This is a genomic window from Bradyrhizobium sp. MOS003, from assembly GCF_003020125.1.
Taxonomy (GTDB): domain Bacteria; phylum Pseudomonadota; class Alphaproteobacteria; order Rhizobiales; family Xanthobacteraceae; genus Bradyrhizobium.
This window is the reverse complement of sequence record NZ_PYFW01000003.1, coordinates 446,987-468,469: the sequence shown is the minus strand read 5'-3', so window position 1 is coordinate 468,469 and position 21,483 is coordinate 446,987. Positions and strand designations below refer to the sequence as shown.

General features: G+C 65.3%; 20 protein-coding genes. 5 read left to right on the top strand and 15 right to left on the bottom strand.

Annotated features, from left to right (window positions below; translation table 11 throughout):
• Positions 1–153 precede the first annotated feature (153 nt).
• From C7G42_RS17055 to C7G42_RS35840, 6 genes are all read right to left on the bottom strand, one after another.
• Positions 154–918: a hypothetical protein gene (locus C7G42_RS17055; protein ID WP_106950106.1), complete on the bottom strand. Its 765-nt coding sequence runs from the start codon at positions 916–918 to the stop codon at positions 154–156.
• A gap of 2 nt (positions 919–920) precedes the next feature.
• Positions 921–1,076 (bottom strand): hypothetical protein, encoded by a 156-nt coding sequence (locus tag C7G42_RS35310; RefSeq protein WP_199580953.1) that lies wholly within the window; start codon positions 1,074–1,076, stop codon positions 921–923.
• Between the two features lie 38 nt (positions 1,077–1,114).
• A complete protein-coding gene (locus tag C7G42_RS17045) occupies positions 1,115–1,531 on the bottom strand; it encodes a hypothetical protein (RefSeq protein ID WP_245427804.1) in 417 nt (138 codons plus the stop codon).
• A gap of 56 nt (positions 1,532–1,587) precedes the next feature.
• Positions 1,588–4,866, bottom strand: a complete 3,279-nt coding sequence (locus tag C7G42_RS17040) for a CHAT domain-containing protein (protein ID WP_349627530.1) — start codon at positions 4,864–4,866, stop codon at positions 1,588–1,590.
• Positions 4,867–5,221: 355 nt separating this feature from the next.
• Positions 5,222–5,983: a hypothetical protein gene (locus tag C7G42_RS17035; RefSeq protein ID WP_106950102.1), complete on the bottom strand. Its 762-nt coding sequence runs from the start codon at positions 5,981–5,983 to the stop codon at positions 5,222–5,224.
• A 14-nt stretch (positions 5,984–5,997) separates the two neighbouring features.
• Positions 5,998–6,186 carry a hypothetical protein gene (locus tag C7G42_RS35840; RefSeq protein WP_106950456.1) on the bottom strand — a complete coding sequence of 63 codons (189 nt, stop codon included), beginning with the start codon at positions 6,184–6,186 and terminating at the stop codon, positions 5,998–6,000.
• Positions 6,187–6,439: 253 nt separating this feature from the next.
• On the opposite strand from C7G42_RS35840, the gene C7G42_RS17025 reads away from it, so the two are divergent.
• A complete protein-coding gene (locus tag C7G42_RS17025) occupies positions 6,440–7,414 on the top strand; it encodes a DUF2336 domain-containing protein (RefSeq protein WP_106950101.1) in 975 nt (324 codons plus the stop codon).
• Positions 7,415–7,502: 88 nt separating this feature from the next.
• Here C7G42_RS17025 and C7G42_RS17020 read toward each other — a convergent pair whose 3' ends face one another.
• The 4 genes from C7G42_RS17020 to C7G42_RS17005 form a co-directional block, all read right to left on the bottom strand.
• A complete protein-coding gene (locus tag C7G42_RS17020) occupies positions 7,503–7,847 on the bottom strand; it encodes a DUF1491 family protein (protein ID WP_106950100.1) in 345 nt (114 codons plus the stop codon).
• 53 nt (positions 7,848–7,900) lie between these two features.
• On the bottom strand, positions 7,901–8,110 hold the full coding sequence (locus C7G42_RS17015) for a hypothetical protein (RefSeq protein ID WP_199580952.1): 210 nt from the start codon (positions 8,108–8,110) through the stop codon (positions 7,901–7,903).
• Between the two features lie 155 nt (positions 8,111–8,265).
• Positions 8,266–8,985: a peptidoglycan-binding domain-containing protein gene (locus C7G42_RS17010; RefSeq protein WP_106950098.1), complete on the bottom strand. Its 720-nt coding sequence runs from the start codon at positions 8,983–8,985 to the stop codon at positions 8,266–8,268.
• Entirely contained in the window at positions 8,978–10,843 is a 1,866-nt protein-coding gene (locus C7G42_RS17005; RefSeq protein ID WP_199580951.1) for a PAS domain-containing sensor histidine kinase, read from the bottom strand. The genes C7G42_RS17010 and C7G42_RS17005 overlap by 8 nt, the downstream gene beginning before the upstream one ends.
• Positions 10,844–11,254: 411 nt before the next feature.
• On the opposite strand from C7G42_RS17005, the gene C7G42_RS17000 reads away from it, so the two are divergent.
• Both C7G42_RS17000 and C7G42_RS16995 read left to right on the top strand, forming a co-directional pair.
• Positions 11,255–11,680: a DUF5330 domain-containing protein gene (locus C7G42_RS17000; protein WP_106950096.1), complete on the top strand. Its 426-nt coding sequence runs from the start codon at positions 11,255–11,257 to the stop codon at positions 11,678–11,680.
• A gap of 67 nt (positions 11,681–11,747) precedes the next feature.
• A complete protein-coding gene (locus C7G42_RS16995) occupies positions 11,748–12,176 on the top strand; it encodes a SufE family protein (protein ID WP_106950095.1) in 429 nt (142 codons plus the stop codon).
• Between the two features lie 118 nt (positions 12,177–12,294).
• Here C7G42_RS16995 and C7G42_RS16990 read toward each other — a convergent pair whose 3' ends face one another.
• Positions 12,295–12,711, bottom strand: a complete 417-nt coding sequence (locus C7G42_RS16990; protein WP_106950094.1) for a Ros/MucR family transcriptional regulator — start codon at positions 12,709–12,711, stop codon at positions 12,295–12,297.
• Positions 12,712–12,840: 129 nt separating this feature from the next.
• Positions 12,841–13,707: a hypothetical protein gene (locus tag C7G42_RS16985; RefSeq protein ID WP_106950093.1), complete on the bottom strand. Its 867-nt coding sequence runs from the start codon at positions 13,705–13,707 to the stop codon at positions 12,841–12,843.
• A 308-nt stretch (positions 13,708–14,015) separates the two neighbouring features.
• Here C7G42_RS16985 and C7G42_RS16980 point away from each other — a divergent pair, with 308 nt between their 5' ends.
• On the top strand, positions 14,016–15,665 hold the full coding sequence (locus C7G42_RS16980; protein WP_106950092.1) for a glycosyltransferase family 39 protein: 1,650 nt from the start codon (positions 14,016–14,018) through the stop codon (positions 15,663–15,665).
• 184 nt (positions 15,666–15,849) lie between these two features.
• Positions 15,850–16,629, top strand: a complete 780-nt coding sequence (locus C7G42_RS16975) for a class II aldolase/adducin family protein (protein WP_094975172.1) — start codon at positions 15,850–15,852, stop codon at positions 16,627–16,629.
• 211 nt (positions 16,630–16,840) lie between these two features.
• On the opposite strand, the gene C7G42_RS16970 is transcribed toward C7G42_RS16975, so the two are convergent.
• From C7G42_RS16970 to C7G42_RS16960, 3 genes are all read right to left on the bottom strand, one after another.
• Positions 16,841–18,235: a M20/M25/M40 family metallo-hydrolase gene (locus C7G42_RS16970; protein WP_106950091.1), complete on the bottom strand. Its 1,395-nt coding sequence runs from the start codon at positions 18,233–18,235 to the stop codon at positions 16,841–16,843.
• 24 nt (positions 18,236–18,259) lie between these two features.
• Positions 18,260–19,588: a glycosyltransferase family 87 protein gene (locus C7G42_RS16965; RefSeq protein WP_199580950.1), complete on the bottom strand. Its 1,329-nt coding sequence runs from the start codon at positions 19,586–19,588 to the stop codon at positions 18,260–18,262.
• Between the two features lie 161 nt (positions 19,589–19,749).
• Positions 19,750–21,372 carry a helicase HerA-like domain-containing protein gene (locus C7G42_RS16960; RefSeq protein ID WP_106950089.1) on the bottom strand — a complete coding sequence of 541 codons (1,623 nt, stop codon included), beginning with the start codon at positions 21,370–21,372 and terminating at the stop codon, positions 19,750–19,752.
• Positions 21,373–21,483: the final 111 nt, after the last annotated feature.

Below are 21,483 nucleotides of genomic sequence, written 5' to 3'. Positions count from 1 at the left end.
CATTTGGGCATCGCGAACACATTGAGCTTCAAAACTGATCCTCTGCTCCATGGGCGCGGCTCGTCGAAACCAAAAGCCCGACGATGTCAGCGCGAACTCCCGCTCACCACGAGGCGCGAAGGGTCGGCGTCGCGTCCGCCTTCGAACACCGGGTTATCCGAGCAAGCCTTTCAAGCCTGCATAAATGGAGCCTACGCCGGTCGCGGCGACACCCGCCAACGGACCGACGGTCTGCATGAGGTCCTGGATCAAACGGGCGCGACGACGCAGTTGTTCTTCGCCGACGTGCTGCCCCAACAGGCGCGCCACGCGGAAGGCAAACGCGTTCGGCTTGCCCCCTTGCGTCAGCACCCGGGGCAGCACCTGGAAGATCACGACGCTCAAGATGTTTCCGGAGACGAAGGCGAGCAGGATGCTGGCGCCATATTCGAATACTTCGCGCCATTCGATCCAGGCTTCCGGCAATATCGGAACGTGGTCGTGAACTCCGGTCACTGTCAGCATCGCCAAGATGCTGACCAGCGCCATCAGGAAAGCCAGCACGAACGCCGTTAGAGTAAAGACACGATGCAGGGGATAGGCCACGAAGCCGAACAGGAGCGGTATCGCGATGGAGGCGATCCGCAGCGGGATCGGCGAGACGTTGAAGGTGATGGTCACGAGCACATGCGCGATCACCAGCAACAGCGACGGCACGGCGATGTAGAGCACCGCATGCGCGCCATAATAGCGCATCGGATTATTGTAGCGTTCGAGCCGGACATTGACGCGGTCGAGATCGCGCCTGAGCTTGTCCAGATCGGCAACAATGTCTTCGATTTCGAGCAGCATCGGCCGTACGATGCGCAGGTCCCGCGAGCAGTGTTTGCACGCGATCGCTTCATCCTTGATCGTCTCGGCGCAGAACGGACATTCCATCGCTAGCGCGACTTCCTTCGCCTGTTGATCGCCTCGACCTCGTCCCTCGCCCGTCTCAGTTCATCGCGCAATTCCTCGCGCTTGCGCAGAAGATCGTCCCGCTCAGCGAGCAGGGTGGCGGGAACGGCGATGTCGCGCCCGCAGGAGGGGCAGACCATTGCGCCCTCCGCAGTGCCGGCGCAGCAGTAAGGACACGTCACTTGGGCGCGACCTTCAGCGTGAAGATGGTCGTGCCGGGCCGACCGTCACTGTCCTTGACGTCGACGCGCACCGTGTATTCACCCGGCGGCAACTCGGCGTCCTGCATGTTGATGCCCTCGGCCTTCACGAAGGGCTTCACCCGCGCCGTGAGGTCCACATTCGGCGTCCGGAGAAAGAGCACCTTGACCGAGTCCGGGTCGATCTTCGCTCCGCCGAACGACTCGAACTTCAGCACCAGCGGCATTGGAGAGCTGACCGAATCGCCGGGCGAGATGAATTCGACCTTCGGGCCGCGCAGGATGCCGCGCCGGTCAGCCGCGACCGCGCCTTTCGGAGGCGGCAGCTTGGCTTCTTCCTCGGTGATCAATGGCGTGGCGTGCGAAGGTGCCGAAAGCAACAAAGCTGCCGCCACGACGCCCAACAAGACATTCCGCTTCATCGTCCGTCCACCTTTCCCCTGCCGGTCCGTTACCGCAAGCCGCCATCGCCGATGATCGTGTACGGCGCCCAGAACAGCGGATGAGCATAGGCAAACTCCGTCTTGCCCTCGCTGTTGAGATAGCCGGGGCCGTCGACGAGTGCCATCGCGGCCTGACGCAACGCTTCGGCGCGCGACAGCTTGGGATCGTCGGCCTGCCGCTTGAACAGGTCCGTCACCAATTGCCGCGCCGACTGCGAATGCACCGACCAGTTCGTCACCAGCAACGCACGCGTTCCGGCATAGAAGAAGGCGCGGCCAAGTCCGGAGGCCGCCTCGGCCCCGGCCCCGGCACCCGCACCGGTGTTGCAGGCCGAAAGGATGACCCAGTCGGCATCGAGCTTGAGGCCGAGAATTTCCTCCATGGTCAAAAGCCCGTCGCCGCCTTCGCCGGTCACCGCCGGAGAGGACAGAGCGAGCGCCGGCTGCGTCAGCCCGTTCAGCTCGCCCGGAACGAGGCCGTGGGTAGCGAAGGCCAAAATCCGGAAGCCGGACAGATTCATGGTCTTCACCGCGCTCTCGGTGGCGCTCTTGCCGAGGAACAGCACCTTGGACGGATCGGCCTGTAGCGCCAGCGCGATCGATTTCAGCTCGTCCGCGGTATCGGGAAGCCGGGGCAGCAGGCCGAGCTCGGCGCTGTCGACGCCGTCGAGCTTGGGACTGTTGCGCCGCTTCAGCGGACCGCCGCGCGTCACGTTGCCGCCGGCGTCGGCGACCTGCACTTTCTCCCCGGTGCCATCAGCCTCGGCCTGCTGATCCCTGTTGAAATAGGGATCGCCAAAAGCCACGAGGTCGCCGCGACCTGGCTTGCCCGGCGGCAATTGCCGCAGCGTGCGCAGCGCCGCCGCCGACGGCACCGTCGACACGGCATGGGTCCGCGCCAGCCACGGCACGTTGCGGTAACCGACGAACAGCGGGTCCTCGTCCGCTGCCACCTCCACCTTTGCCGTCGGCAACAGGGACAGCGGCAGCAGCCCGAGCGCGCCATTGGTTACGACGATCAGGTTCTTGGCCGGCTTCCATCCGCTCTCGACGGGCTTGAGCAGGAGTTCGTAGAGTTCATGGCCGAGCGCGAGGTCGAACGGCGGAATATCCGAGATCATCGCAGCCTGCGGCTCGAGCGCTTCACGCAGCTTGCGGATCTTGCTCTCGATGTCGCCGATCTTGGCCGGCACGGCGGCGAACGCCACCGGCCCCGATTTCGGGACAGCCCACACGAAGCTGGCGTTCTGCCCGAAATAGAACGACAGCATGGCCTCGTCGTCCGCCAGCGTAGCGCGGATCTCGGCTACGCTCGGCGGCTTGGGCGAGACCAGATCGGCGTAGATCGGAAACTTCTGCTTGATCTCCTGCCGCGCCTTGTCGCGCTGTGCGCGCAATGCCGCGATGGAAGCCTGGATCTGCGCAACGCCCTTGTCGTCCCGCTCGGTCCCCGGAAGCGCGAGCACGTTGTTGAGCGTGCCGAGCTGGGCGTTGACCTGCTTGGTGAGGTCCTGCTCCTTGCGCACGAGCTCGGCGAGCGCGGGGTCCTTTGCTGCCGCGCGCGCACTCGAGGCCGCCAGCGCCTGCTGCACCGAACGGCCGCGGATGGCGTCGGCCAGGCTGAACGTCTCTTCTCCGATATCCTTGCCGGCTCCTTCGGACCTCGCCAGCAGCACCAGATAGCTCTCGACGATGGCCTGCAGCCGCTGGCTGCGCGCGGCGACCACCGTCGTGTTCTCGTCGTCGGCGTTCTCGTTGGCGCCCGCCATCATGATCGGAATGGCGGCCTTGTACTCGCGGATCGCCTCGGCATCGCGCCGGGCGCGCATCAGGCCCATGGCCAGCGTGCCGCGGGCGGACGCGGCGTCGAAATGATTTTCGCCGACCCGGGCGATCTGCTTCTTCACGAGCTGCTCAGCAGCGGCAATGCCTGCGTCCAGCTGACCCGAACCATAGAGCGAGAGGATCCGGGACGGATTGAGCTCGAACACCTGACGGCGCTGCGGATCCCAGCCGGCGACGGCCTTGTCGATCCGCGCGAACATCGCGTTCGCTTCGGCATTCTGCCGCCGCAGGGTGAGGATGCCGGCGAGCTGCGACAGCAATTGCACTGTCGCCTGCGAATCCTCGGGCACGCCCACCTTCTGGTTGATCTCGAGCGCGACACGCCCGAGTTTCTCGGCCTCCTCGTAGCGGCCCTGGTCGACGAGGATGCCCGCGAACCCCATCACGAAACGCGGCGTGACGGAATTGTACTTGCCGGTATCCTTCAGGCGCGACAGCAGCGCGCGGCGCGCGTCCACCTCGGCCTCGGCGAGCCGGCCCTGCTTCGCCTTCATGCGCGCCTGGTTCAGGATGATGCCGTCGATCGCCTGCAACAGGATGGTTTCGGCAGGCGGATTGTCACCTTCCAGAATCGCCTTTGTGCTCGCGCGCTTGCGCAGCTCGGCATTGCGATAGGCGACCTCGGCGTCGGCGAACTGTCCGCGCGCCTCGAAGATCAGCGCACGACCCAGCTCCAGCTCGCCTTCCCAGCTCTGGCCGAACTTGGCATAGGACGCTCGCCAGTTGGGATGGCCGCTGGTGCGGGCCTCCTGGATCGCGGTCTGGCTGCGGCGCAGATAGCCCTCGGCCTGAGCGACGTCGCCCATCTGGATGAGAACGCTCGCGATGCCGCGGTTGGTGTTGAACTGCAATCCCTTGGCGCCGGGCATGCTGGCGGATTCACGCAGCAGTCGCTGCATGATCTCCAGCGAACGCTTCGGATCGCCTGCTAGCGCGTGCTGCAGGGATTGGAGTTGCAGGATACGACCCAGCAGGTTCGGACTAACGGCGCCGCGCCCGACCTCTGCGGCCTTGTCGGCGTCCGCCATCGCTTCGGCGAGCCGGCCGAGCTGGGCGCGTGCGTTGGCGCGGTCGAAATAGAGCTGGGCGAGATCCGCACGGGATTCCTTCCCCGTCGGAACGGCATCGGCGTCCGACTTCAGCTCCGCGATCATCTTCTCGTCGGGCTTGTCGCCGTCGAGAACCGCCGTGATGTCGGCGATGCTGCGGGGCGGCGCGACGAAGTCCTTTGGAAGCGCAGTGCCCGCCTCGAGCTTGGGCGCCGCTTCCCTGGGTAGCTCGACCGCGACATTGGCGCGGCCATTGGCGGCATTCAAGGCCGCCATCACACAGGCCTTGACCTGAGGAGATGCCTTGGCGCGGCAGGCTTCGAGGTTGGCACCGCCGGCGGGCCCCCCGCCTGAGCGCATGCAGGCCTGCACGATCGGCTTGCCGACAGTCATCCGGCAATTCTCGATTGCCGCTTCCTTGGTCAGCGCGGCGGCAGAGCCGGCTGATCCGAATAAAATGGCAAGTGCCAGCAGGTGGCGGGCGGAAGCGTCCGGACGGCTCGTGCGAAGACGCGGGGCGTCGAAGCTCATCTCTAAGGACCTTTGGGCAAATGACTTGAAGAAAAACAAGTTAATCCTAGCCATCCGGCTCGGAAGGACAAGCGCAATCAGGGTTCCCGAACGAAGTCTCAACCGGGAGGAGGGCCCGCGGTCGACAGCAGCTTCCGTGAGAAAGCGGGATGCGGAGCTGATTACGCCGTTTAGCCGCGGAAAGGATACGGGCACCGCGGGGGCGGTCCTTGCGCGCTTAGCCCTTCGAAATCACCGCACGGCCGTAGGGCGGTTGCGCCTGGACCGGCGGGTTGGCGGTCTGGGCGGCGAGCTCGCCGATCAGGCGGTCGGCGTCGGCGGCCAAGCCGTCGGGGGCCTGGATCACCAAGCGCTCCAGCGCCCAGCGGTAGGACGAGATGCGCTGCTCCAGGCATTGCTGCACCCACTGCACGATCAGCGAGTTCTCCTGCATGCGCGCGACCGCATCGTCCTTCTCCCTCGGCGAGAGCGCGGAGACGCGGGCCATGCTGGCGTTGCGCTTCCTGTCGAGGTCGATGACTCGGATCGCGCTGGCGAAGAACGGCTCGAAGCGGGTGATGTCGTTGCGCACGTCCTCCATCAGTTGCGCATAACGCGAGGAATGCGAGCGGTGCGGCTCGTCGATCAGCGTGCGCCCGTACATGGTGCGGTCGAACACGATCTTCTGCTGCCACGGCGAGGGCATCGCCTTGTAGTCGCCGAACACGCTCTTCCATGCGGGGCGCGACAGCGGCGGCTCGATCATGGGATAGGCTAGGTCGCGCAGCTGGCGCTCTTCGTCGGTCAGCTGAAATTGCGACGGCTTCAGACCGACGCTGCCGGTGACCTCCGCGCCCAGCCAGCGATGCATGTCGTCGCTGCGCATGCTCTCGCGGGTGCGGCCGAAATCGCCGCCGCTACAGGCCGCGAGGCTCGCAGCCAAAAGCGCGAGCAGGACGGCCGACAGGACAGACCGGATCAGGCGGATGGTGTCCGGCATTGCAAAGCCTGGAATCAGCGACGGCGACGACGGCGCCCTGGCGCTGTGCCCTGCTCCGGCCCGTGGTCGCCGCTGGTTGCGTCTGCCTCGCGCTCGATACGGATGACGGGAAGAATCAAGATCGTTCCCATGTCCGCGCGCGGAGCGACATCCCCCGACGAGCCCACCCGGCGACCGGCCGGAAATTCAATGATGGTCCCCATGTCAGCTCTCTTCAATTGCCGCGCGATCATGCGCGCCCGTGCAACATGCATTCATTAAGATCAGTTCATGGTTAACGGGGTGTAAACGTTCGCAGTGGAACCGTAACCGCACGGGCCGGCCGCGACGTCCCGCTGCGGCACGAGATCGCTTCAAATCGAGCGTTCGGCTTCACGCCTCGTTTTCCTTAACGAGCCTTTAAAGGAGCCTGCGATAGGCTGGCGACGAGTATCTCTTCCAGGTCGCGTATCCTCCATGACCAAGTCGCTGTTTCCCGGATTCGACGGGCTGATGTCGCTCTCCCGTCGCGAAGGCGTCGATGTTCGGCCGACGCTGCTGCGCGTGCTGACCGACCTTTACGTCCAGAAGAGCACCCACAGCGCCGACGAACAGCGGCAATTCGTCGAGCTGGCGACGCGGTTGATCGACCAGGTCGACGATGCCACGCGCGCGGCCGTCAAGGCGCGGCTCGCAATCTATCCGCAGGCGCCGATCCCGGTTCTCCAGAAGCTCGGGCTTGTCGCCGCGCAGGAAGGCCGCAGGGTCCCGCTGGCCCGCGAGATCCCCACTCCCGCACCCGCCCCCTCGCCGGTTCGTACGCCGACCGACGCCGAGCGGCGGATGGCCGCCAACATGGCGATGCAGCCGACGGACGCCGCCGAGATCCACGACATGTTCTTCCGCGCCGGCGCTTCCGAGCGCGCGCTGATCCTGCACAATCTGGCGCAGACCCCGCTGAAGGCCGCACCCCGCATTCCGACCGCGCGCGCCAAGCGCGCATTCCAGATCCTGGAGATGGCGGCGATCGCGGGCGATGTCGAGAATTTCACCCTTGAGCTGGGCGACAGCCTGATCCTGCCCTCGCGCGTCGCAGCCCAGATCGTCGACGATGCCGGCGGCGAGGCGCTCGCGGTCGCCGCGCGAGCGCTCGACATGCCGAGCCCGAACTTCCAGCGCATCCTGCTGTTCTTCAAGCCGGAGATCGGCAATTCAGTGAACGAGGTGTACCGGCTGTCGCGACTTTACGACCGCCTCAGCGACCGCTCGGCACTGGTGATGCTGGCGGCCTGGCGCGGCTCGACGCTCGCCGTCACCCGCGCGAAGTACCAGCCGTCACTGCATGACGGCGAACGCCAGCGCGCCCGCGCAGGCGCAAGCCAGACCCGGCCGGGAGTGCAGCCGGGCGCGATGCCGCGCCGCACCGGTACCGACGGATCGTCGGAGCGGTAGGGTCAGTCCTGGCGCAGCTTCGTCTTGCTCCCGGTTCTGCGCGGTAACGCTGGCGCGTCGCCGCTTCTCCGGGACACGCGAGCAGCAGCTACGTCTTCGCCAGATCCAGGAAATGCCGCCCGGCGCGGTCCTCGGTCTCGACGATCCAGGCGTCCGGGTCGAAGCGGATTTCCTTCGCAAGACGTTCCTCGATCGTGTGCTCGGGCAGAGGCTGCTGCGCGACCGGCACGAAGAAGCGATCGACGGGGCGGTCGTCGTCGTACGACGTCTGCGGCGCCGGGGCGTAGAGCATCGCATGGCCGTCGAGCAGCGAGACCTTGACGAACACCGCGCCCGCCTCCTCGGCACCGCGACGAACCACCGCGCCGTATACGCCCTCAGTCTGGCACCGGCGCAAATAGGCCGCGACCCATATGTTGGATTTCAAACGCATGAGTCGAACGATAGGCCAGCGTGACGCGCGCCGCCAGTGTCAGTGTCCGAATGTCACGCCTTGCTTACACCTTGCCCGCCGTTGATCTGGCGTGCCACGAGGTATGAGAGCGGCATCGCAAGCGCGAATCCCACGGCGACTGCATAGGGGATGTTCCTGATCGCGTCGGCGGTGAAGCTCGGCACCATCAGCACGACGATCAGGCTGACGCCCGCGAGCACCGTACCCAGCACGATCCAGACGAGAACAGAGACCTTGAACATAACATCCTCTCTTCTTCCTTGAAGATGAGCAATCATGTTCCCCGAAGCTGCCGGCCGTCATTGATCCCGAGCAAATCGCCCGCGCGCGGGCGCGGCCTGTCTCGCCGTAGCGGCATGCCGGGAATTGATCGGCGTCAATGACAGCGGGATGCGCGCTATTCGACGGGATGACCAATCGCGGCGCCGAGTTCGCGTAGCAGCCGGTCGGACAGCTGGCCTGTCACCTGCATCTTGTGCTCGCGCTCGAACTTCTGGATCGCGGACTGGGTCTCGCCGCTCATCGTGCCCGTGATCTTCAAATTGCCGTAGCCATATTCGGACAGCGCGCGCTGCACGCCGGCGATACGCCGTGCGGCGGGACTCTGCGGCGTGGGAATAGGCGCCGGTGGACGCATGGCGGATTGCGGCGTCGACGTCGCTTGCTTGACCAGATTGGTCATCGGATCGTTCGAGCGCGTCGATGCGGTCGCCTCGACCGGTTTCTCCGGCGGCTTCTCGGCGGCTCGCTCGGCAGGCTTGGACTCGGCCGGCTTGGGCTCGGCGCGGAACTCCGTCGCGCGCGGCTCCAGCGGCGAGGTATCGGCCCCGACGGGGCGCGGACGCGGCAAGGGGTTCGACAGCGCCACGGAGGAAGGTGCGGGAAGATTGATCACCGTGCCGAACATCGGCGCCGGATGCCGGCCGGTCTGCAGGAACAGCGCGTTGGAGACGATCGCGCCGACCGCGGCGACGGCGACGAGGCCGGCGAGCGTATCCTTGGGGCTGTGCAGCAGCACGCGCATCACGAGGTTGCGCTCGGTCTCGACATCGACAACGGCAGCCTTGGCGCCACGGCGGCGCGGAGCGGCTTCGTCCTTGGCAGACTTCTTAGGCACTTTTCTTCACCAGAGCGGGTTGATCCTGAGACTGGTCGCGAGCATGGTCTTGAAGGTCGTGGCGCAGCACCGGCGCCAGCGTCGCGACCTTGCTCTCGACCGGCTTGACTTGCGGCGGCGTGTAGACGAGCGGCAGCCTGACGGTGACGACAGTGCCCTCTCCTAACCTGCTTTGTACCGTCAATTCGCCGAGATGCAACGCGACGAGGCTCTTGACGATCGAAAGTCCGAGGCCGGTTCCTTCGTGACGGCGCTGATAGGTCTTGCCCGCCTGGAAGAACGGCGCACCGATGCGCTTGAGATCTTCGGCCGCAATGCCCACGCCGGTGTCGCCGATGCGCAGCATCAGTTGCGAACCCGACACCGAAGCGGCCACCGAGACCTGACCGCCGCGCTCGGTGAACTTGATGGCGTTGGCGACGAGATTGAGCACGATCTGCTTGAACGCCCTGGGATCGCCGGTCATGACCGGCAGATCCTGCGGCGCGTCGGTGATGAGGTCGATGCCGTTCTCCCGCGCCTTCAGCGCCAAGAGATTGCAGCAATGCAGCAGCGAGGCGCGCGGGGCGAACGGCTCGGACGCGATCTCGAAATTGCCGGACTCCATCTTCGACATGTCCAGGATGCCGTTGACGACCGACAACAGATGCTGACCGGAATCGTTGATGAGCTGGGCATATTCCCGGCGCTGGGCCGCACCCAGCATCAAGGTCTGCTCCTGCGCGATCATCTCGGAGAAGCCGATGATGGCGTTCAGCGGCGTGCGCAGCTCATGGCTCATGGTGGCGAGGAAACGCGTCTTGGCGGCATCGGCCGTTTCTGCGGCGCTGCGCGCCTGATCCAGCGCCTGCTCGGACAGCTTGTGTTCGGTGACGTCGCGCATCACGGCGACCACTTCGGCCTCGCGCGGGACATCGCCATGAGAATTCTGGCCGAAATCCTGGTCGAGCGGGCGGCAGCGCATCTCGACCCAGAGGAAATCGACCTGGCCGCGCTCCGAACCATCGGGCTCACGCCGCAGCCGGAACTCGATGCTGCGGACGTCGCCGCGCGCGGCAGCGGAGAGCGCGGTGAGATAGGCCGGGCGATCGGCGACATGAACGCGGTCGAACAGGCCATGCCCCAGCAGTTGCGCCACCGGCATGCCGAGCATGGCCTCGGCCGCGGGCGAGATGAACTGCACCGCACCGTTGCGCCGGTGCCGCGAGACGACGTCGCTCATGTTGCGGGCGAGCAGGCGATAGCGCTCCTCCTCGCGCGACAGCAGCGCAACGCTAGTCCGCGCGAGCGATTCCGCGCCGAAGGCAAGGCCGGCGGCATAGAGCGTCGCCGCGACGACGCCGCACGCCATCAGCACACCGCGGTCCGCGGTGCTGGTGTCTGCAAGCGGCAGCCAGCCGAGTTGGCCGGCGAGGATCAGGAGTCCTGCACAGGACAGCGCGAGCAATGATGCGAAGGCCGCGACGCGGCGCGAGGCCGACAGCGCGGCTTCGAGAGGAACCACGACCAGCCAGACCGCGGCGAATGATTCGATGCCGCCCGTGCTGCCCGCGACCGCCATGATCAGGCCGGCGAGCGCCAGCGACGACAGCACATGCGCGCCTTCATAGCGCCCGGTGCGCGACAGGAACCAGGACAGCAGGATCGGCGCGATCAGCCAGGCGAACGCGGCGACCTCGACCGCGCTCGGCGCGCCACGCATGGCGAGATAGACCGGGAATGCGGCAAAGGCGGCCAGGCTGCCGAGCAGCCGCGGCGCTATGAAGGCACGATGACGCGCCCGCATCAGCGCATCGGAACGCGCGGAGGGATGCAGCAGGGCATCGAGACAATCGCGGATGATACTCAAAACTGTCACGGGTCTCGCGCTTCGGCTCACTCGTCTTTGAAGACGTGCCGCAACGCCTCCTTATCGTTGAGCCACCGTGTCAGAGCGACCTTAAACGAGTGCTAAGGCGGCTCGGTGCGCGGCCGGACGCCGGGACATCGCGGGGCCTTTTAGACGATTTGGCGACGTCTTCGGCGAGGATGGTGAACACAGGGTTTCACGCATCCCGGCATGGTTTCGAATTGGTGGACACGCGTGCCCGGCAAAATCCCGGGCGCCGGCGTCAATCGAAAATTTACGACACCGTCGATCTCGAAGAATTCTGCGCAAATTTTCCGCGAATTAAGCTCAAGGCAATCACTTGCGATTTATCGAGAGTTGCTAGGTCGAAACGCGCGCGGACCATCGCCGCGGACGGGATCTAACGTACAGGTCGACAAGATGCGCTTTCTGCTCCGCATCACATTCTGGCTCGGGCTGGTGCTGGTGCTCCTGCCCCGGGACAAGACGCCCGAATCGGAGAAGCTGCCCCAGATCGGCGCCGCCGACGCGGTTCAGGCTGCGACCGCGGCCGTCTCCGACATGACCCAGTTCTGCAAGCGCCAGCCGGCGGCCTGCGAGGTCGGCGGACAGGCCGCGACCATCATCGGCCAGCGCGCCCAGGATGGCGCGCGCAAGATCTACCAGATCATCAACGACAAGAAGGAGCACATCGGCAACGAGAAGAACGACAAGAAGGCCCCCGACCATACCGGCTCGATCGCGATGGTCGGCGAAGGCGATGCCGTCTCGAGCGAAGCGCCGCACGACACCCTGAGCCAGGACGACCTCGCGCTGGAATGGCGCGGCCCCTCGGCAGCGAATTAGCGCCCAAACCCTATCGATTTCATCTCCTCGCATCCTTATATTGGCCCCAACGGGAACACGGGCCAGCATGACGACGATCGACGAAATCAGGGACAATTTCGAGCTTTTGGACGAGTGGGACGACCGCTACCGGTACGTCATCGAGCTCGGCCGTACCCTGGAACCGATGCCGGAGGCCGAGCATTCCGCCGCGAACAAGGTCAACGGCTGCGTCAGCCAGGTCTGGCTGCAGAAGCTGGTCGACCGCGATGGTGGCGTGCCGATCCTGAAATATCGCGGCGACAGCGACGCGCATATCGTGCGCGGGCTGGTCGCCATCGTGCTCTCGCTCTATTCAGGACGCACGCCGCGGGAGATCCTCGATACCGACGCGATCGCCGTGTTCAACGAGTTCGGCTTTCGCGATCATCTGACACCGCAGCGCTCCAACGGCCTGCGCTCGATGGTCGAGCGCATCAAGACCGATGCGAGAGAGGCGCTCGCGGAAGCGTCGTAGGAAGCCTTCGTAGACGGGGCAAAGGCGCCCTTGCGCCGTGCCCACCATCTCTCTTCAATCGTGATCAAAGTCGTGGGCACGCTTCGCTTTGCTCACCCTACGAGATCAGAGGCCCCGACTACTTCCGCTTCCGCTGCTGCTGTCCGAGGCCCATCTGCTTGGCCAATTGCGAGCGCGCCACCGCATAGTTCGGCGCGACCATGGGATAGTCGGCCGGCAGGCCCCATTTCTCGCGGTATTGCTCCGGCGTCATGTTGTACTGCGTGCGCAGATGGCGCTTCAGTGACTTGAAGCGCTTGCCGTCTTCCAGGCAGACCAGATAATCGGGCGCGATCGACTTCTTCAGCGACACCGCCGGCTTGGCCGGCTCGAGCGGCGCGGTCTCGGTACGGCCTGACGACACCCGCACCAGGGCGCCGTGCACCTGGCCGATCAAGTTCGGAATCTCCGCAGCCGGCGTCGGATTGTTGCTGAGATAGGCCGACACGATGCTCGCCGTCAGCTCGATGAAATTCTTAGCCCCGGCATCCGACATGAGCCCGCCCTCTCTGCACTTGCACCTCACGGGATAGACGACGCGAACTATTCCCTGTCAACAATACGTTCGGCCGAAACAAGACGACCGACGAGGCGACGACGACGCTTGACTGCCGCGCGGAGGAGCTCAGGACCGCTGGTCGAGATGGGCGCGCAACTCGTCGATCGAGGCAAAGCGCATCATGCCCTCCGGCATCTGCGCTTCGATCGAGCCGTCGGAGTAGAGCGAATAGGCCATGCCGTCGACGATTCCGGATTTGAGCACGGTGACCGGCGGCTGCTCGACAGGCGGCGGCGGTTCGGGTGCAGGCGGGGCGGTCTCCGCAAAGGTCGAGGGAGAACGCGGCGGGGGCCGGCGCGCGGCGGCCGGCGGCTCTGGCGGCCGCATGCGGTCCGGCTTCGGCCAGGCATCGTCAAAGCTTGCCGGCGGAATGTCCGCGGCCTCACCGGACTCCAGATGTGGGGGCGGTGCTCCGTCGGTGGCCTTCGACTCCGCGCGCTCGCGCTCCTTGCGCGAGGTCGAGGCGAACATCAGGTTGCGGCGGCGCGGTGCTTCCGGAGCCGCGGGCGGCGTCGGCGCTTCCGGCTCCGGCGGCGCCTCGACTCGCGGACGCTCGCGCGCGGCAGCTTCGCTTTGCCACGGCGGCGGGCCTGCGGCGGGGGCTGGCGGCGGTGGCGGCTCGATCCTTCCCTCCATCCTTGCGGCCGCGGCGGGCATCGGCTCGGGCGCAGCAGCATCCGGTGCGGCAAGGCCCGGCAGCACGGGCCTGACCCGAACCTCCGACGGTGCACCGGCCAGCCGGCGCGCGATACCCTTCAGCTCCGTGACCACGACATAGAGGCCGGCCAGTAACATCCCGGAGCAGACGGCGATCGTGCCCGAGACTATGAGGGGGCTGCCGAGGCTGAACTCCCTGACGGAGAAGCCGAACAGGATCGAAAGGAGGCCCGCCACGACGGCGAAAATCCCCGCGATCAACAATGCCAAGGTCATCGAACTCACCCCCGGCCGCACATCCACACGCGACCCGTCACGCACGATACCGTCATACGATGTTCCACGCCAACGGCGAATTGCAGGCGGCGTTCCTAAAGGGAAGGAAATCAGGGACTTATTCACATTCCCTTCAGCTACGGCTCGCTACTGCTAGGCTGCTGTCAATATCCGGAATTGCTGCGTCGCATCAGGAATTTAGCCATAATGCCCAATTACTTGGTAATGGAACTGCGCTATAGGGAGTCCGGGGAGCAGGCCCGCGCGCACCAGCCGGGCCAAGAGGGGATTCCGGGGCACCGATAGCCATGACATCCATCACGACTTCGGCGATCGACACGCCTCAACGGCGCTCGGTCGAACGGACCTGCGACGATCTCGCCATGCTGGTGCTGGCCGCGGTCACCGTCGTTGCAGGCCTGACCTTCCGCGACTACGGCCTCGGCTGGGACGACTACACCCACGCCGAATATGCCGATTTGTTGCTGCGCATGTTCGGTTCCGGCTTCAAGGACACCGCGGCGCTCTCCTTCGCCAATCTCTACATGTATGGCGGCGGCTTCGACATGGTCGCGGCTCTCCTGCACAAGATCATTCCGCTCGAGCTGTTCGAGACACGACGTCTGCTCGGCGCGATCGTCGGCGTGATCGGACTTGCGGTGACCTGGCGGCTCGGCCGCCGCATCGGCGGTCCCCTTGCCGGTCTTGCCGCACTGCTGCTGCTCGCGCTGTGCCCGATCTTCTACGGCCACATGTTCATGAATCCGAAGGATGCGCCCTTCGCGGTGGCCATGATCATCCTGATGCTCGGCCTGGTCCGGCTCGCCGAGGAATATCCCAAGCCCTCGCCGCGCACGATCCTGATCGTCGGCCTGGGCGCCGGCCTTTCGATCGGCTGCCGGATTCTCGGCGGGCTCGCGCTGGTCTACGCCATGCTCGGCTTCGTCCCGCTGTTTCTGGAAGAACTGCGCGGCGAGGGCCTGCGCGAGGCTATCAGGCGCTTCGCCCATGTCGTCTATGTGCTGCTGCCCGGCCTCGCGTTCGGTTACCTCGTGATGGGCCTGATCTGGCCGTGGTCGATCATGGAGCCCGGCAATCCCTTTGAGGCGCTGACCTACTTCTCGCATTTCTTCGAGAAGCCGTGGAAGGAGATGTTCGACGGCGCGATCGTGTCGGTGCCGGACATGCCCTGGTCCTATCTGCCGACGCTGTTCGCGCTGCAACTGCCGGAGGTGATGCTGGTGCTGATGGGCGGCGCCATGTTCAGCACTTTCGCCATGCTGCCGCGACGCGAGGTTCCGGCGCGCCGCAAGACCATCATGCTGATGCTCACGCTGGCTGCGACCCTGCCGCTCGCGATCGCGATGGTGAAGCGGCCGGCGCTTTACAACGGCATCCGCCATTTCGTGTTCGTGATTCCGCCGATGGCGGTGCTCGGCGGCGTTGCTTTCGCGTGGGCCATGGAGCGCCTGCGCGCCAATCACCGCACCTGGCAGCCGGTCGTGCTCGCCACCTTCTGCTTCGGCCTCGCGCTCCCGCTCGCCGAGATGATCCGGCTGCATCCCTATCAATACACCCATTTCAACCACATCGCCGGCACCGTGCGCGCCGCCGACAGCCGCTTCATGCTCGACTATTGGGGCCTTGCGCTGAAGCAGGCCTCGGACGAGCTGCGTGAGCAGATCGTCGAGCGCCAGGAAGTGGCGCCCAACAATCGCAAGTGGAAGGTCGCGGTGTGCGGTCCGCAGCGCCCCGCGCAGGTCGCGCTCGGGCCCGACTTCACCATCGGCTGGGATTCCAACGCGGCCGATTTCGCGATGACGCTCGGCGAGTTCTACTGCAAGGGCCTGACCGCGCCCGTGATGGTCGAGATCAAGCGCGACGACGTGGTGTTCGCCCGCGTCTACGACATCCGCGGCCGCAGCATTTCCAGCCTGCTGTCGATCCCGGCGCCGTAATAGTTTTCTCCGAAATCGTAGCCCGGATGAGCGAAGCGACATCCGGGGTCCATCTCAGAGCGGTTCCGCATGTCGCTTCGCTCATGCAGGCTACGCGCGACAGCCACGCTCCGCACGCCTTGCCGCCAGCTCCCACCAAGTCTACGCTCCCTCCCCGCAACAACGATGTTCGGAGAGACCAGCCATGTCGCCAGCGGAAGCGCGCCTGAAGGAAGTGCCGTCAGATATGACGGAGGCCGAGTGGCAGCAACGGGTCGATCTCGCCGCCTGCTATCGCCTGGTCGCGCTGTACGGCTGGGACGACCTGGTCGACACCCACATCTCCGCGCGCGTGCCCGGCCCCGAGCATCACTTCCTGATCAACCCCTACGGGCTGATGTTCGACGAGATCACGGCCTCGAGCCTCGTCAAGGTCGATCTGTACGGTAACCAGCTCTCCGAAAGCGAATACAGCATCAACCCGGCGGGCTTCACCATCCATTCGGCGATCCACGAGGTGCGCGAGGACGCGATCTGCGTGCTGCATCTCCACACCCTCGACGGCACCGCGGTGTCGAGCAGCGCGGAGGGCCTGCTGCCGCTGAACCAGACCGCCCAGCTCGTCACCCACGATCTCGCCTATCACGACTATGAAGGCATCGCGCTCGACCACGACGAACGGCCGCGGCTGCAGAAGGATCTCGGCGACCACAACCACATGCTGCTGCGCAATCACGGCACGCTGACGGTCGGCCGCTCGGTCGCCTCCGCCTTCGAGCGCATGTACCACCTCGAGCGCGCCTGCTCGATGCAGGTGCGCACGCGCGCGCTGGGTACGCCGATCTACCCGGTCGAGGAGATTGCGATCGAGAAGAACACCGAGCTACTCGCCAACCGCGACCGCGCCGAGCTGCGCGCCACCAAGCTCGTGTGGCCCCCGCTGCTGCGCAAGCTCGACCGCGAGCTTCCGGGCTACCGGTCTTGAAATTTTCGGGGTTTGGTGTAGGGTAGTTTCAACATCCTCTGCACGTCTTGGAATGAAACGCCGCCCAATTCCGGGCGGCGTTTTTGTTTTGGGGCGCCTCCTCTGCTCGTCATTGCGAGGAACTCTTGCGACGGAGCAATCCAGACCGGCCGGGCGGAGGGATTCTGGATTGCTTCGCTGCGCTCGCAATGACGAGGACAGAGTTTTCACCTTACTTCACTTCCGCCAGCGCCGCGAGGATGCGGGCCCAGGAGCGGATGCCTTTCTGGAAACTCCTCAGGTCGTATTTCTCGTTCGGCGAATGGATGTTGTCGTCGTCCAGACCGAATCCGACCAGCAGCGAGTCGAGCCCGAGCGTGCGCTTGAAATCGGCGACGATCGGGATCGACGCGCCGGAGCCCATCAGCACGGTTTCCTTGCCCCATTCCTCCGTCAGCGCCTTGCTGGCGGCGGCGAGTGGCTTCATGTTCCAGTCGAGCGCGACCGCGGGCGCGGCGGAATGGTCGCCGAACTCGACCTTGCAGTCGGCGGGAATGCGCGCCGTCACGTAGTCACGGAAGGCCTTGCGGATCTTCTGGGGATCCTGCCCCTCGACCAGCCGGAACGAGACCTTGGCCGACGCATGCGACGGGATCACCGTCTTGGAGCCCTCGCCGATATAGCCGCCCCAGATGCCGTTGACGTCGCAGGTCGGGCGCGATGAGGCCTGCTCGATCAGAAGGCGCCCCTTCTCGCCGGCCGGGATCGACAGGCCGATCGGCTTCAAAAACATCTCCGGCGTCAGGTTGAGCTTCTTCCACTGCTCGAGGATGTCGGGCGGCAGATCCTTCACGCCGTCATAGAAGCCCGGGATGGTGATGCGGTTGTCGTCATCGAACAGGCCGCCCAGAATTTTGGTCAGCACCCGGATCGGGTTCATCGCGCTGCCGCCGAATACGCCGGAATGCAGGTCGCGATTGGCGGCGGTGATCTTCAGCTCTTCATAGAGCAGGCCGCGCAGCGAGGTCGTGATCGCCGGCGTGTTGCGATCCCACATGCCGGTGTCGCAGACCAGCACGTAGTCGGCTTTGAATTCGTCCTTGTTGGCCTCGATGAAGGGCACGAAGTTCTTCGAGCCGACTTCTTCCTCGCCTTCGATCAGGAAAGTAACGTCGATCGGCAGCGAGCCGGTCACCTTCTTCCAGGCGCGGCAGGCCTCGACGAAGGTCATGACCTGGCCCTTGTCGTCCTCGGCGCCGCGCGCGACGATGATCTTGCGGCCATCGGCATGGTCCGTCACCACGGGCTCGAACGGCGGACGATGCCAGAGATCGAGCGGGTCGACCGGCTGCACGTCGTAATGGCCGTAAAAGATTACATGCGGCCGTCCGCCGGCCCCGGTCTTGCCGACGATGGCGGGATGCCCGGCCGTCGCCCTCACTTCAGTGGCGACGCCGAGACTCGCGATGTCCTTGGCGAGATGCTCGGCCGCCGCCTTGCAATCCCCGGCGAAGGCCGGATCGGCGGAGATCGACTTGATCCGCAACAGCGCGAACAGGCGCTCCAGGCTGTTGTCGAAATCCCCGTCGATGTGATCGAGCACGGATTGGAGCTGCGCATTGGCCATGGTCGGATTCCTGACGTTCGAGTCTCAAGGGGTACCGGGTTTTAGCGCCGTCGCAGGCTCGGAGCCAGCGGCAACGGACGGATGCCGGATGTGCCATGCGAGGGTACCTGCAAGAACCGCGGTTGCCAGGAGATTATTGCCCCAGGCCTGGAGGACATGGGGAAACCACGGCAGCGCCAGCAGCATGAGGAGGCCGCTTGCGCCGAGTGCGAGCCAGGTTCCGAGGCGCACCTTCGCCCGTTCATCGAAGGCGGCGCGATGCATCAGCACAGTCATTGGGAAAAACAGCCACATGAAGTAATATTGCCGCGCCAAAGGCGAGGCCACCGTGATTAGGCAGAACAGGATGGCGAGCTCCTCGGCATCCGAGCGCGCTGTTCGCCGCGCTTGCCGCGGCATGACCGCGAGGAAGCCGAGCCCGAGCAATGCCGACAGCCCCAGCACGATCCAGTTCGCCGTCCTGTAGTCGACGTCGATGATGTTCATCGTACGCGGCGGCTTCTTGGGATCGTCCTGATTGTAGTTGATCGGACGGACCAGACGGTGTGTGACGGCGATCAGGGACTGGTTGACCCACGACCAGTTCTGCTCGTCACGCTGGCCAAAGCCTTTTTCCGAGCTCGTTCCGACCATGCCCTGATACCAGGTCGCAAGCTCGGCCGCGTTGCGCTCGAAGCCGCGGATAGGCGCCGGCACGATATAGAGCAGGACGCCCGCGAATGCGACCGTAGCAGCAGCCGCCGCCCATTTCCGCCGCCAGACCAGATAGGGCAGGACCGCGATGGGAAACACCTTGATGGCAGCGGCGAGCGCGAACATAAAGCCTGCAAGCCAGGGACGTTGATGCCGCAAGCTCCAGAAACCGTAGAGCATCATGGCCAGCAGGACGAGGTTCGGCTGGCCGAGGTCGAACATGTCGAATACGAACGGCACGGTGATGACGGCGGGCAGCGCCTCCAGCCAGCGGCCGGGGCTGCGCCCCGAGCCGGTCATGACCTGGGAGAACGTCCCGGTGTACCACCACGCGACGGCGTTCAGGATCGACAGGACGACATAGAGCGGAATTTTGCCGAACCAGCTCGGGATCGCCAGCATGATCGCCGGCAGCGGCGGATAGATGAACTCGAAATACTCGACGGCCGTGGCGGGATAGAGCGGCTCACCCTGCAAGACCTGCTGCCCGGCCCAGTACCACAGCGGGTAATCCTTGGTCTTGCCGCTGCCGAAGACTTCCGGGACGAGCACGTCAGCGGTGAGCAGGACGCAGCAGAACAGAAACAGCAGGTCCAGCGGCGCGCGCAGCGACGGATGTCTGGGCGCGTCGGGCTTGGCTAACGGGGCGGGCGGGGTCACGGACTGGTCCTGTGCGGCGGCGAACAGGGCGTAGCAGACCGGCGCGGGCTTGGAGAGCCCCTCACCTGAAATTGTACCGGTGGTGATCGGAGTCCCCGCGAGCGAAGCGAGGTCGACGCACCAGCCGGAAGCGGATTGCCTGAAACGAAGTCTTGAACTGCCTACCGCCGCAGCAATCCGCCGAGCGCGCCGCGAACCAGCGTGCGGCCGATCGAGCCGCCGAGCTGTCCGCCGACCGACTTGCCGATATTGGCGGCCATTCCGCCGATCACCTGGTTGGTGACCGATCGCGTCACGTCACGCGCAATGACCTGACCGGTCGACAGGCGTCCGCGCTTGACGTTGGTGCCGAAGATGGTGCCGACGATCGATCCGATCTGACCGAGAAGCCCGCCGCCATTTCCGCCCGCCTGGACGTCCGCGGTGGCCGCCGTGCCGGCGATGCGCTTCTGGATCATCTCGTACGCGGACTCCTCGTCGACAGCGGTGTCGTATTTACCCTTCACCGGGCTTGCGCCCATGATCGCCTTGCGTTCGTCCGGCGTGATCGGCCCGATGCGGGCCGACGGCGGCCGGATCATCACCCGCTCGACCATCGCCGGCGTGCCGTTGCCCTCGAGGAAGGACACCAGCGCCTCGCCCTTGCCGAGCTCCATGATCAACTTGGCGGTGTCGAGCTTCGGGTTGGGCCGGAAGGTCTGGGCCGCAGCGGCGACCGCCTTCTGGTCGCGCGGGGTGAAGGCGCGCAACGCGTGTTGCACCCGGTTGCCGAGCTGTCCGAGCACGCGGTCGGGGACGTCGACCGGGTTTTGCGTCACGAAGTAGACGCCGACGCCCTTGGAGCGGATCAGGCGCACGACCTGCTCGATCTTGTCCATCAGCGCTTTCGGCGCGTCGTTGAACAACAGATGCGCCTCGTCGAAGAAGAACACGAGCTTGGGCTTGGGCAGATCGCCGGCCTCGGGCAGCTCCTCGAAAAGCTCCGACAACATCCACAGCAGGAATGTCGCGTAAAGCCTGGGGTTCTGCAGCAGCTTGTCGGCGACCAGGATGTTGACCATGCCGCGGCCGTCGCGGTCGGTCTTCAAGAAGTCCTTCAGCGTCAGCGCGGGCTCGCCGAAGAATTTGGTACCGCCCTGGTTCTCCAGCACCAGGAGCTGGCGCTGGATGGTGCCGACGGTGGCCTTGGTGACGTTGCCGAACCCCTGCGCGGCCTTGCGGATGGCAGCGAGCGGATCCTCCGCCGCATCCGCGCCCTTCTTGCCGTTGTCGGGCACGATGGCGTCGAGCAGCGCGCGCAGATCCTTCATGTCGATCAGGGTCAGGCCGTTGTCGTCGGCGACGCGGAAGGCGACGTTGAGCACGCCTTCCTGCACATCGTTGAGGTCGAGCATGCGCGCGAGCAGAAGCGGCCCCATTTCCGTGACGGTCGCGCGCACCGGATGACCCTGCTCGCCGAACACGTCCCAGAAAACCGTCGAGAACTGGTCGGGCTGGAAATTCAGCCCCATTGCTGAGGCGCGCTTGACGATGAAGTCTTTGGCTTCGCCGACCTCGGCGATGCCGGAGAGGTCGCCCTTGATGTCGGCCGCGAACACCGGAACACCGGCACGCGCAAATCCTTCCGCCATCACTTGCAGCGTCACGGTCTTGCCGGTTCCGGTTGCACCAGTGACGAGGCCGTGGCGATTGGCGAGCGCCAGCGTCAGCCATGCCTGCTCGTCTCCCTTGCCGACGAAGATCTTGTCGTCGGTATCGCCGAGCTTGCTGTCCTGTGCGGTCATTATTCTCTCTGATGTCTCTGATCTCTCTGCCGGGTTTCGCGTATCGAAACTCGAAGGCTCCAGTTCCGTAGTTTAACGCATGTTGCGCACCGATTAAAACGGTTCAACGCG